Annotated in this window: 9 protein-coding genes; 4 read left to right on the top strand and 5 right to left on the bottom strand. The window is 70.0% G+C overall.

Features of this window, described 5'->3' with window-relative positions:
- Positions 1-41: 41 nt before the first annotated feature.
- From AC067U_RS04055 to AC067U_RS04045, 3 genes are all read left to right on the top strand, one after another.
- Positions 42-1,277 (top strand): sugar ABC transporter permease, encoded by a 1,236-nt coding sequence (locus AC067U_RS04055; RefSeq protein ID WP_478828284.1) that lies wholly within the window; start codon positions 42-44, stop codon positions 1,275-1,277.
- Between the two features lie 217 nt (positions 1,278-1,494).
- Positions 1,495-3,405 carry a 1-deoxy-D-xylulose-5-phosphate synthase gene (dxs, locus tag AC067U_RS04050; protein ID WP_478828014.1) on the top strand — a complete coding sequence of 637 codons (1,911 nt, stop codon included), beginning with the start codon at positions 1,495-1,497 and terminating at the stop codon, positions 3,403-3,405.
- A gap of 139 nt (positions 3,406-3,544) precedes the next feature.
- Positions 3,545-5,059, top strand: a complete 1,515-nt coding sequence (locus AC067U_RS04045; protein ID WP_478828013.1) for an amino acid permease — start codon at positions 3,545-3,547, stop codon at positions 5,057-5,059.
- Positions 5,060-5,189: 130 nt separating this feature from the next.
- On the opposite strand, the gene AC067U_RS04040 is transcribed toward AC067U_RS04045, so the two are convergent.
- Positions 5,190-6,293, bottom strand: coding sequence for an LCP family protein (locus tag AC067U_RS04040; RefSeq protein WP_478828012.1), 1,104 nt, complete (start codon positions 6,291-6,293; stop codon positions 5,190-5,192).
- Between the two features lie 153 nt (positions 6,294-6,446).
- Between AC067U_RS04040 and AC067U_RS04035 the strand changes: the two genes are divergently transcribed.
- Positions 6,447-7,580, top strand: a complete 1,134-nt coding sequence (locus tag AC067U_RS04035) for a PLL family lectin (protein ID WP_478828011.1) — start codon at positions 6,447-6,449, stop codon at positions 7,578-7,580.
- Positions 7,581-7,707: 127 nt separating this feature from the next.
- Here the strand turns inward: AC067U_RS04035 and AC067U_RS04030 are convergent, their stop codons facing one another.
- The 4 genes from AC067U_RS04030 to AC067U_RS04015 are packed head-to-tail and all read right to left on the bottom strand — an operon-like array spanning position 7,708 to position 12,289.
- Complete coding sequence (locus AC067U_RS04030) at positions 7,708-8,832, bottom strand: hypothetical protein (protein WP_478828010.1); 1,125 nt, start codon at positions 8,830-8,832, stop codon at positions 7,708-7,710.
- Between the two features lie 10 nt (positions 8,833-8,842).
- Complete coding sequence (locus AC067U_RS04025) at positions 8,843-9,754, bottom strand: N-acetylneuraminate synthase family protein (RefSeq protein ID WP_478828009.1); 912 nt, start codon at positions 9,752-9,754, stop codon at positions 8,843-8,845.
- A gap of 3 nt (positions 9,755-9,757) precedes the next feature.
- Positions 9,758-10,963, bottom strand: coding sequence for a cytidylyltransferase domain-containing protein (locus AC067U_RS04020; protein WP_478828008.1), 1,206 nt, complete (start codon positions 10,961-10,963; stop codon positions 9,758-9,760).
- A 51-nt stretch (positions 10,964-11,014) separates the two neighbouring features.
- A complete protein-coding gene (locus AC067U_RS04015; protein ID WP_478828007.1) occupies positions 11,015-12,289 on the bottom strand; it encodes a DUF6716 putative glycosyltransferase in 1,275 nt (424 codons plus the stop codon).
- Positions 12,290-12,630: the final 341 nt, after the last annotated feature.

Here is a 12,630-nt window from a genome sequence, read left to right as displayed (position 1 = left end):
CGGACGCCGAGGTCCCCGGCCCCGCGACCGTCGCGGACGAGATCCCCGTCGCGGCCGTCCCCGTCGTCGACCCCCGGCTGCTGGTCCGCGAGGAGGGCCTGGCCGGCTACCTCCACGAGTTCAAGCGCAAGATGCGGGGCGGCGACCTGGGCTCCCTCCCGGTGGTCATCGGCCTGGCGGTCATCTGCGTCATCTTCCAGAGCCTGAACGCGAACTTCCTCTCCGCCGAGAACATCAACAACATCGCGGTCACGATGGTCGCCACCGGCATGATGGCCGTCGGCATCATCTTCGTGCTGCTGCTCGGCGAGATCGACCTGTCCGTCGGCTCGGTCAGCGGAGTCTCCGGCGCCATCGTCGCCGTCCTCTCCGTCACCCACGGGATGAACGAGTGGCTCGCCGTCCTCGTGGCCCTCGCCTCCGGCGCGGCCATCGGCGCGATCCACGGCTTCTTCTTCGCCAGGATCGGCGCACCGGCCTTCGCCGTCACCCTTTCGGGTCTGCTGTTCTGGTCCGGTTTCATGCTCCAGCTGCTGGGTGACAACGGCACCATCAACCTCGACTCCGAGGGCCTGGTCGGGCAGCTCACCACGTACTACTTCTCCGACGTCGCCGCCGCCTACGGGCTGGCCGCGGTCGCCGTGGCGGCGTACTTCGCGGGCTCCTTCCTGGACGCCAAGCGCCGGGCCGCCGCCCAGGTGCCCTACCGGCCGCTGACCGAGATCCTGCTGCGCACCGGCCTGCTGGCGGTGGTCTCCTTCGGCGCCGCCGCCGTCTTCAACCAGTACAAGGGCCTGCCGCTGGCACTGCTGCTGTTCCTGGTGGTCCTGGTCGGCACCGACTTCCTGCTGCGCCGCACCGGCTTCGGCCGGAAGGTGTTCGCGCTCGGCGGCAGCGTCGAGGCCTCCCGCCGGGCAGGCATCAGCGTGGCCGGGATCCGCATCGCGGTGTTCTCCATCGCGGGCTTCTTCGCGGCGGTCGGCGGCCTGTTCTGGGCCTCCAAGATCGCTGCGGCGAACCAGAGCGCCGGCGCCGGCGACCTGCTGATGAACGTGATCGCGGCGGCCGTGATCGGCGGCACCAGCCTCTTCGGCGGCCGCGGCCGGACCTGGAACGCCCTGCTCGGCGTCATGGTCATCACCGCGATCCAGTACGGTCTCGCCCTGCAGGGCATCGCCACCCCGATCCAGTACATGATCACCGGTGCGGTCCTGCTGGCCACCGTGGTCATCGACTCGGTCACGCGCAAGACGCAGAAGACCGCGGGCCGCGCCTAGCGGCGCACCCGCACCCGGTACGGTCCTGTGCCCGGCGCCACCACACGGTGGCGCCGGGCACACCCGTGCGACCGTCCACCCGTACGGGGTGTGTGAGTCCGCGGAGGTCCACACATGTATGACAAAGCTGTGACCCGCCCCGGGCCGCCCGATGCCGGACGGCCCGGGCCGGTTCACTAGACTCGTCAGACCAGCAAGCAACTGCAAGGAGGCACGGGTGCTGCTGACCCGCATCACGGGACCGCGCGATCTGGACCGGCTCAACCCGGAGCAGCTGGACCAGCTGGCCGCGGACATCAGGTCGTTCCTGGTCGACGCGGTCTCCAAGACCGGCGGGCACCTGGGCCCCAACCTCGGGGTGGTCGAACTGACGATCGCCCTGCACCGGGTCTTCGAGTCCCCCAAGGACAAGATCCTCTGGGACACGGGCCACCAGTCGTACGTGCACAAGCTGCTCACCGGCCGGCAGGACTTCTCCAAGCTGAAGATGAAGGGCGGCCTCTCCGGCTACCCCTCGCAGGCCGAGTCCGAGCACGACGTCATCGAGAACTCGCACGCCTCCACCGTGCTGGGCTGGGCCGACGGCCTCGCCAAGGCCAACGAGGTGCTCGGCCGCACCGACCACCACGTCGCGGCCGTGATCGGTGACGGCGCGCTCACCGGCGGCATGGCCTGGGAGGCGCTCAACAACATCGCCGACGCCAAGGACCGCCCGCTGGTCATCGTCGTCAACGACAACGAGCGCTCCTACGCCCCGACCATCGGCGGCCTGGCCAACCACCTGGCCACCCTGCGCACCACCGACGGGTACGAGCGCTTCCTCGCCCGGGGCAAGGACCTCCTGGAGCGCACCCCGGTCGTCGGGAAGCCGCTCTACGAGACCCTGCACGGCGCCAAGAAGGGCCTGAAGGACTTCATCGCCCCCCAGGGCATGTTCGAGGACCTCGGCCTGAAGTACGTCGGCCCCATCGACGGCCACGACATCACCGCCCTGGAGTCCGCCCTCACCCGCGCCAAGCGGTTCGGCGGCCCGGTCATCGTCCACTGCCTCACCGAGAAGGGCCGCGGCTACCAGCCCGCCCTCCAGGACGAGGCGGACCGCTTCCACGCCGTCGGCAAGATCCACCCGGACACCGGCCTGCCGATCGCCTCCTCCGGCGCCGACTGGACCTCGGTCTTCGGCGAGGAGATGGTCAAGCTCGGCAAGGAGCGCGAGGACGTCGTCGCGATCACGGCCGCCATGCTCCAGCCGGTCGGCCTGGACAAGTTCGCCAAGGCCTTCCCGGAGCGCGTGTACGACGTCGGCATCGCCGAGCAGCACGGCGCGGTCTCCGCGGCCGGCCTCGCCACCGGTGGCGTGCACCCGGTCTTCGCCGTCTACGCCACCTTCCTCAACCGCGCCTTCGACCAGGTCCTCATGGACGTGGCCCTGCACAAGTGCGGCGTGACCTTCGTCCTGGACCGGGCCGGCGTCACCGGCACCGACGGCGCCTCGCACAACGGCATGTGGGACATGTCGATCCTGCAGGTGGTCCCCGGTCTGCGGCTGTCCGCGCCGCGCGACGCCGACCAGGTCCGCGCCCAGCTGCGCGAGGCCGTCGAGGTCAAGGACGCCCCCACCGTGGTCCGGTTCTCCAAGGGCGCGGTCGGCCCCGCCGTCCCCGCCGTGGGCCGGATCGGCGGCATGGACGTGCTGCGCGAGCCCGGCACGGACGCGCCCGACGTCCTGCTGGTCTCCGTCGGCGCGCTGGCCCCGATGTGCCTGGAGATCGCCTCCCTGCTGGAGAAGCAGGGCATCTCGACCACCGTGGTCGACCCGCGCTGGGTCAAGCCGGTCGACGAGGCCATGGCCCCGCTCGCCGAGCAGCACCGGGTCGTCGTCACCGTCGAGGACAACAGCCGCGTCGGCGGTGTGGGCTCCGCGATCGCCCAGGCCCTGCGCGACGCGGACGTAGACGTCCCGCTGCGCGACTTCGGCATCCCGCCGCGCTTCCTCGACCACGCCTCCCGCGCCGAGATCCTGGCGGAGATCGGCCTGACCGCCCCGGACATCGCGCGGCAGGTCACGGGCCTGGTGGCCAAGCTGGACGGCCGCTACGAGAGCGAGCCGGCCGCCACCGTGGACTAGGACCCGTACGGGTGGCCGGAAGGGCCGTCCTGTTGCAGGCCCCGGGCCGGGAGGATCATCCTTGAATGGGTGATTCGCCCGGCCCGTTCGCGTGCCGGGTGCCCCCCACTCCATGGGGGCCCCGTTCGGAGGTGTGCGCGTGAGTACGAATCTGAACAGTCCCTTCCGTACCAAATCGGTGGAACAGTCCATCCGTGACACGGAAGAGCCCGAACACCAGTTGCGGAAATCCCTTTCCGCCTGGGACCTCACGGTCTTCGGTGTCGGCGTCATCATCGGCACCGGCATCTTCGTGCTGACGGGCATCGCGGCCCGGAACAACGCCGGACCCGCCACCGCCCTGTCCTTCGTGACCGCGGGCATCGTCTGCGCCCTGGCGGCCCTGTGCTACGCCGAGTTCGCCTCGACCGTGCCGGTGGCCGGTTCGGCGTACACCTTCAGCTACGCCTCGATCGGCGAGCTGCCCGCCTGGATCATCGGGTGGGACCTGGTCCTGGAATTCGCCCTCGGCACGGCGGTGGTGGCGGTCGGCTGGTCCGGGTACGTACGCCACCTCATGCACACCAACCTCGGCTGGGACCTGCCGACCGCCCTGTCCGGACCCGACGCGGGCGGCGATTTCGACCTGCTGGCCTTCCTGCTGGTCCTGGCGCTGACCGCGATCCTGGTCGTCGGCACCAAGCTCTCGGCGCGGATCACCGCGATCGTGGTCGCCATCAAGGTCACCGTGGTACTGCTGGTCATCGTCGCCGGCCTGTTCTTCATCAAGGCCGACAACTACTCGCCGTTCGTCCCGCCCGCCCAGCCGCAGGAGGAATCCGTCAGCGGCTGGCACGCGCCGCTGGTCCAGCTGCTGTTCGGGTACGAGCCCACCAACTTCGGCGTGATGGGCATCTTCACCGCCGCGGCGCTCGTGTTCTTCGCCTTCATCGGCTTCGACGTCGTGGCCACGGCCGCCGAGGAGACCAAGAACCCGCAGCGGGACATGCCGCGCGGCATCCTCGGCTCGCTGCTCATCTGCACCGTGCTCTACGTGGCCGTGACCCTGGTGGTCACCGGCATGCAGCACTACACGCAGATGTCGCCCACCGCCCCGCTCGCCGAGGCCTTCAAGTCCGTGAACCAGCCGTTCTTCGCCGGTGCCATCAGCCTGGGCGCCGCCGTGGGCCTGATCACGGTCTCGATGATCCTGCTGCTCGGCCAGACCCGCGTGTTCTTCGCGATGAGCCGTGACGGCCTGCTGCCGCGCGTCTTCTCCGTCACCCACCCGAAGTTCCGCACCCCCTACCGGGCGACCATCCTGCTCGGCGTGGTCATCGCCTTCCTGGCCGGCTTCACCAGCCTGGAGAAGCTGGCGGAACTGGTGAACATCGGCACCCTGTTCGCCTTCGTCGTGGTCGCCCTCGGCGTGATCATCCTCCGCAAGACCCGGCCCGACCTGCACCGCTCCTTCCGCACCCCGTGGGTGCCGGTGCTCCCGATCGTGTCGATGCTGGCGTCCCTGTGGCTGATGCTCAACCTGCCGGCCGACACCTGGCTCCGGTTCGCCATCTGGATGGCGGTCGGCTTCGTCGTCTACTTCGCGTACGGCCGCAGCCACAGCCGGCTGGGCAAGGGGCTGGAGCGCACCGAGGCGGGCCTGCCGCCGAGCTGACGGCGAACGCGAACGGCGAACGAACGGCGAACGGACGGCGTCCGCCGCACGTGCCGACCCGCAACGCAAAGCGCCGGGCGGCCGGACCCCACGAGGGTCCGGCCGCCCGGCGCGTTCGCCCGTCGGGCCGTCAGCCCGCCTTGGCGGGGGACTTCTTCGCCGCCGCCGGGATGGCCTGGTCGTTGCGCACGGCCTCCCAGAGCTGGGTGGCGTTCGGCTCGAAGGCGACGACACGGGCCGGGTCGATCTTGTCGTAGGCCACCGGCAGCATGATGGTCTCCATCGTCTCCGGGTCGACGCCCTTCATGCTCTTGGCGAAGTCGGAGAGCTTGGTGAGCGAGGCCAGATCGGAGTCGGTGGTCAGCGACTTGGTACCGGCGTCCGCCAGCTTGTAGAGCCGGGCCGGGTTGCCCAGGGCGTCCTGCTTCTTGATCTCGGCGAGCATCGCGGTCATGAACTTCTGCTGCAGACCGATGCGGCCGAGGTCGCTGCCGTCGGCGTAACCCTTGCGGGTGCGGACGAACTTGAGCGAGTCGGTGCCGTTGAGCTTGTGCTCGCCCGCGTCCAGCTTGATGCCGCCCTTGGAGCCGTTGATGGGCTTGTCGAGATTGACGGTGACCCCGCCGAGGGCGTCCACGAGCCCCTTGAACCCCGCGAAGTCGACCTGCACGAAGTGGTCCACCCGGACTCCGGACAGTTGCTCGACGGTCTTGACGACACAGGCCGGGCCGCCGACGCCCAGGACACCGTTGATCATCGCGCGCTTCTGACCGGGAATGGTCTTCCCGTCCTCGGTCTTGCAGTCGGGCCGGGTGATCAGGGTGTCGCGGGGGATGCTCACCGCGGTGGCCTTGGACCGGCCCGCGGGTATGTGGATGAGCAGCGTGGTGTCCGAGCGGGCGCCCGCCACCGTGCTGCCGCCGTCGAGGTCGGAGTTCTCCCCGGCGCGCGAGTCCGAGCCGATGACGAGGACGTTCTGCGCGCCCTCCACCACCTTCTGCGGGCGGTTGTCGCCGATCGCCTTGTCGAGGTCGACGCTCTCGATGTTGCCGTTGAGGTGGCTGTACATCCACCATCCGCCGCCGCCGAGGGCGACCAGCACGACGGCCAGGGTCCACAGCAGGGCCCGGCGGATCTTCTGCCCCCGGGTCCGTGTGCGGGGGGCACTCCGGCGCCGGGCGGCGCGGCCGCCCGGCGGCGGAGTCGTCGTCCTGTCTTGAGTGTCAGCAGTCATTCCCGTGGGACCGGCCCTTCCGCACTGATGAGACTTCCGAACTGATGAGAGAAGTCACGCGGCCTATAACATAAGCGCACTCTTGAGCGGGTTGGGCGCCGGGGTATGCTCAGTTCGTTCGAATGATGGTTCCGGGAAGGCTGCTTTCGGTTCATGGCTACGCGATCCGCGCGCAGGTCCTCCAAGCAGTCGACCCGCGCTTCCGCACCGGACGAGGCGTACGACGCCTACGACCACGGTCCTGCGGCCCTGGGCCCGGTCGGCGGATCCTGGGTCGTGACCGGCAAGGACGGCCGGCTGAGTGCGTACGCGGTCACCCACGGCGGGATGCTGCGCTGGACCGAGCACACCCCCGGCGGTCCCGAGTGGACCGGCCCCGAGTTCTTCCCGGTGGCCGACCTCACCCACCTGTGCCTGGCCCAAGGCCAGGACGGCTACGTCCACTTCATAGGCCGGCGCCGGGAGGTGGTGAACGGCCTGGAGCGGATCACCTTCGTCCACGCCGTGCAGTACCAGACGGGCCGTCCGCTGGGCCCCTGGGCCTCGCTGGGCAGCCTCTACCAGAACGAGGACATGGCCCGCACCGCGGGAGCCCCGACCGCGGCCGTCGACGCCCACGGCGGACTCCACGTGTTCGTGCGGAACTTCGGCAAGGGCGTCCACTCCCGCCACCAGGACAAGAAGGGCAAGTGGACCAAATGGGCCGACATCAAGGGAAGCGGCACCCTTGACGGCTCCACCGCGTTCGCGACCTTCGGCGGCCGGGTCCAGCTGCTCGCCCCCGCGGAAAAGCGGGTGAGCCTGTGGGCCCAGTCCGAGCCGGGCAACGGCCCGGCGGCCAAAGCCGAGGACCTGCCCTTCCTGGCCGAGCCGGGCTCCGCCTCCGCGGTCGAGACGGCCGAGGACCGGGTCACCTGGTACTGGCACCTGACCGGCGGCAACGGCGTCTGCGCCTACCGCGCCGGCGTCGGCGTCATGGGGCTCGGCGGCGGGCCCGCGCAGGGCGCGGTCGCCGGCACCCGGGCCTTCGTCGACGGCTACGACTGCACGATCCTCGCCTACCGCGGCGTCAACGGCCGGACCGCGCTGGCCGCGTACCCGACCGAGAACGAGGCGGCCGGCCTGTGGTGGACCGAGACCGGCGAGCCCTCGGTGGGCACTCCGGGCCTCACCGTCGACGCCCACGGCCGGATCGTCATCGCGGCCATCAGCACCGCCGGAGAGCTGCTGGTGACCCGCCAGAAGGACAACATGGGCCTGTCCCTGGGCCGTTGGATGCGGTTCTGAGCTCCTGCCCGCCCTGCACGGACCTGAACCCGGAGCTGGACCATGCCCTGAACCGTCCTGGACGGCCCTGCCGGGCGGGACGGGCCGGGGATGCGGGAGGAATCGCCCCCTGCCGGTCCGCGGCGGCTCAGTAGGGCTCGTGGGAGCCGTACGGGCTGTGCTGGCCGGGAATCCCGGGCAGGCCCTGCCGCGGGCGTGTGTGCGGCAGCGGAGGGCGCAGGCCGCGTGACTGCGGCGGGACCTTCGCCAGGCCGTGCCGGGCCACCGCCAGCGAGGAGATGTTCCGCAGGAACTCCACCGAACGGGACGCCGTCCCCTCGGTGATCCAGTCGTCGTCGATCTCGCAGAGCTCCACCCGGACCGGAGAGCCCAGCAGCACGAGGGGGAGCGTGTACGCGATGGTGGAGGCGAAGGTGAGCACGGTGTGCCCGATGGGCTCCACCCGGGCCATGACCTCCATGGGCAGCTCGGGGTGGACGATCTCCATGCCGGTCGCGTCGGCGATCTCCCGGAGTTTCTCCGGGCTTTCGCGGCGGTGCGCGAGGTAGCGCCAGGCGCCGCGGGACCGGGCGATCCAGGTGATCGCCTCCAGGTAGTGCTCCTGGTCGATGATGCCGGTCTCGACCAGCGAGGTGCCGGCCAGATCGGCGCCGCCGCGGACCTGCACCGGGCCGAAGGTGTCCCGGATCCACCGGTACTCGTTGGGCACCACCACGGCGCCCGGCGGCGGGGCCACCGGCATGCAGGTGAACAGCGTGAACCGTTCCAGGGTGTCCCGGGTCAGCCAGCGGCCGACCGAACTGCCCTTGCCGTCGGCCTTCTTGGAGGTGTCGCCCTGGTGCCAGCGGCTCAGCTGCCGGCCCTGCGTCAGCAGGGTGACCAGTTCGGTGGTGGCGGTGCCGTCGTCGACGACGACCACCTCGTGGGCCTTGGAGAACGGCAGCAGCGCCTGCACGGTACGGGAGAACAGATCGCCGATGACGAGCCGGCCGGCGTTGGACACCGACCGGCCCAGCCGCAGCAGGGTGCGGGCCCGGCTCACCGAGCCGGACCGCACCTCGTAGCGCCGCCAGACCAGCTTGGCCTGGGAGGCGAACTTGCACAGCCGGCGGACCTGTTCACGCGAGTGACGGTCCGTCGGCTGCAGGATGGCGATGCTGAGAGAGGACGCCTCGCCCGGGTGGACATGTGCCCACTCCAGAACGTTCAGCAGCTGAGCAGGGCTCTCCACCAGGGCGAGGGTCTCTGTCATCGACGGGTCGTCATTCCCCCGCGGCCGCGGCGACGGTGCCCTGCACGCGGCGCAGCTTCTTCATCGGGCCGAGCTCGGACTCGTAGACCTTCTTGATGCCGTCACCCTTGGCCTCCTCGATGACACGGATGTCACGGACGAGGCGCTGCAGGCCGCCCGGCTCCACGGAGGCGGCCTGGTCGGAGCCCCACATGGCGCGGTCGAGGGTGATGTGACGCTCGACGACGCAGGCGCCCATGGCGACGGCGGCGACGGTGGTCTGCAGGCCGATCTCGTGGCCGGAGTAGCCGATCGGCACGTTCGGGTACGCGGCCTCCAGGGCGTGGATGACGCGCAGGTTCAGCTCGCCGGTCACCGCCGGGTAGGTGGAGGTGGCGTGCAGCAGGATGGTGTTCTCGCTGCCCAGGACCTCGACCGCGTGGCGGATCTGCTCCGGGGTGGACATGCCGGTGGACAGGATGACGGGCTTGTTGGTCGCGCGCAGGGCGATCAGCAGCTCGTCGTCGGTCAGGGACGCGGAGGCGACCTTGTGGCAGGGGACGTCGAACTTCTCCAGGAAGGTGACGGCCTCGGTGTCCCACGGGGAGGCGAACCAGTCGATGCCGCGCTTCTTGCAGTGCTCGTCGATGGCGCGGTACTCGTCCTCGCCGAACTCCACGCGGTGGCGGTAGTCGATGTAGGTCATGCGGCCCCAGGGGGTGTCGCGCTCGATGTCCCACTGGTCGCGCGGGGTGCAGATCTCCGGGGTGCGCTTCTGGAACTTGACCGCGTCGCAGCCCGCCTCGGCGGCCGCGTCTATGAGGGCGATGGCGTTGGCCAGGTCGCCGTTGTGGTTGATGCCGATCTCACCGATCACGTAGGTGGGCAGCCCCGGGCCCACCTGCTTGTTGCCGACCTGGCGGATGCGGTTGCTGTGCACCACTGTTCAGAGTTCCTTTCCAAGGATCCATTCGGCGATTTCTCGCACGGCGCCGTGCCCTCCGTGGGCAGACGTGACAGAACGAGCGCGTTCCCGGACCGCGCGGTGGGCATCGCCCACCGCGACGGGCCAGCCGACGAGCTCGAAGCAGGGGAGGTCGTTGACGTCGTTGCCGACGTAGACGATGCGCTGGGGGTCGATCCCGGCATCGCCGTACCACTTGGCGAGTTCGACGTCCTTGGTCTCCACTCCGTGGACGACCTCGACGCCGAGCTTGCGCGCCCGGGCGGCGACGACCGGGTTCCGCTCGCTGGACAGGATGAAGACGGGGATGCCGGCCTTGCGGAGCCGGGCGATGCCCATGCCGTCGCCGCGGTGCGCGGCGACCATCTCGCGGCCGGTCTCGTCGATCCAGACGCGGTCGTCGGTCTGGGTGCCGTCGAAGTCCAGTACCACGGCGTCGACTTCGGTGCGGCCGGGCAGGTCCGTGGCGTCCAGCAGCGGGGCCAGCGCGCGGGCGCGGTCCAGGTCGCCGGGCTCGTCCAGCTCGATGGCCCGCTCGGGGGCGGTGGGGACGAGCTGGGTGCGGCCGAAGAAGCGGTGGCCGTGCTCGCGGAAGCCGTCTACGCGCATCGCGTACACGGTGCCGGTCTCCAGGTACTCGGGATGCCGGTCCTGGCGGCGCTGGCGGAAGGCCTTGTCGTGGTTGACGCCGTCGGCACTGTGCCCGGCGGGCGCGCCGTCGGGCGAGGTCCGCCAGACGAACCCGTGGAACGGGACCGCGGTGAAGGCGGAGTCGGCGCCGTCGCGGGTGATGGCCAGGACCGTCTCGTCCACTTCCTCGGTGGTGATGAACGGGCTGGTGCACTGGACGAAGACGAGGACCTCGACGGGCTCGCCGTGGCGCTCCTCCAGGGTGTCCAGGGCGTGCAGCAGGGCCGATTCACTGGAGGACTGGTCGGCGGCGAGCTCGGCCGGGCGGTCGACGACCTCGGCGCCGGCGGCGCGGGCCGCGGCGGCGATCGCCGGGTCGTCGGTGGACACCACCGTGCGGGTGACGTGCTCGGCGGCCAGGCAGGCGCGTACGGCGCGGGTGATGAGCGGGACACCGCCGATGGGGGCCACGTTCTTGCCGGGTATGCCCTTGGACCCGCCGCGGGCGGGGATGACAGCGGTGACGGCGGACGAGGCCTGCCGGACGGCCGTGTTCACAAAGCTCTCCAAGGAAGGGTGAAGGACGGAGCGATGGGGCTCGGGCAAGGGTTACACGCCGCCCCACTGCTGGATCTTCGGGGCCACCCGCTGGACGCCGAACTGGTAGGCGCCCTTCATGACCCGGCGTGAGGTGCGCTTCATCGCGCTGCTGGAACGGGGGCCGGGCAGGTGTCCGGGGGAACCGTCGAGGTTCAGTCCGCGCCGGCTCAGCAGCGAACCGACGTAGTCCGGCGCGCTGTCCGCCGTGTAGTACGGCGTCACGGGCGGCAGCGGCCCGCTCTTCAGCTGCGCGATGCGGGCCCGGATCGCACCGAACGGATCGTGCGCCCGGATTCCCTGGTCGTGCGTCCAGGATTCGTGCGCCATCGGGGCCGCTCCCTCGTCGATCGCGGTCCAGTCGGTGACGCAGCCGGAGCCGACGAAGTAATGGTTCCCGTGGATCTCGCGGACGCCCAGATCACTCAGGATGGCCGTCGGCATTCCGCGGTGCATCGATTCCAGGGCGGCCGTCGAACTCACCGTCACCAGAAGGTCGGTGCGGTCCAGCGTGTCCGACATGTTGCCGTAGACGAAATGCAGGTTCGGCGGCAGTGGTTCTTCCATCTGTTCGGCCAGCACCTGGTAATGGTGCGTTTCCACGTGGGTGGTCGCCTCACCGGGCTTGCTGCGCAGTTTGATGAGGACGTCGCGCCCCGGACGCAGCCGCGCGTGTTCAATGGCGCGGCGCAGCATATAGGTACGGCCTTTTCGATCTCCGGGCACCGAGGGCTGCACCGCGAAGCAAATGGTGTAAGGGTGCCGGGCGTTGGTCCGGTTCATGTCGTAAGGCCGGTGGTCGAGGAACGGCAGGGCCGTCTCGACGACGGTCGAACCGGAAATTCCGAGGGGCTCGTAGATCTCGCGGAACCGGCGCCCGTCGAACGGGCTGTTGGCGAGCACGATATCGGCGCCGCCGCGCAGCAGGAGTCCGTCCGTCACCTTCTCGTAGACGACGCCGACATACCCCGTCATCAGAATGGGGCGGCGCCACTGTCCATGGAAACGATAGGCAAGCGCATGCAAAGCGGCATGCGTTGCTCCGCCCACGGTGCCGAGGATGATCACGTCCGCGTCGTCCAGGACGGGGTCCGCGGCGAACTCGGGGAGGGTGGACTCGGAGATGGAGGCGGGTGTGATCCCCACCTCGGCGAGCTGACGCGCGGTGGGCGTGGAGCGCCCGCGGAGCATGTGGGCGTGCACCTGGCCGCCCGGGTCCATGCCGATGGCGAGGCCGGCTCCCCATTTCCAGCGAGTGTCGGAGTCGGCGAGCACGTGGATGCGCACTGGGACTCCTGGCTCGTTGTGAAAAAGCGGACGAAGGGCTTCGAATGGCGCATTGTGGTGCGAAACCGGTCGATCCGCCCCCAACTGCCTCCCAGACTGCCCCCCGGCTGACGCCCTTCTGCGTCGTGGTCTGGACGGGATTGCCCCGCAGTCCGATCACTCTACATCGTTGCCAGGCCTTTACCAGCCCCGGAATCGCTTGGATCTTGGTGAGGAGTTGTACGTCACACCGCGGGCATTCGCGGGGGGTTCCGGGCGGTTCTGTCATGATGTTCGGGGGCTTACGTGTACGTAGGCTTGACGTGTGCGCGGCGTGACGGCACCGCGCGATGGCACGGGGG

The organism is Streptomyces sp. NPDC043853 (assembly GCF_056436025.1).
The sequence above is the reverse complement of the archived record's forward strand: the minus strand, read 5'-3'. Positions and strand labels throughout refer to the sequence as shown.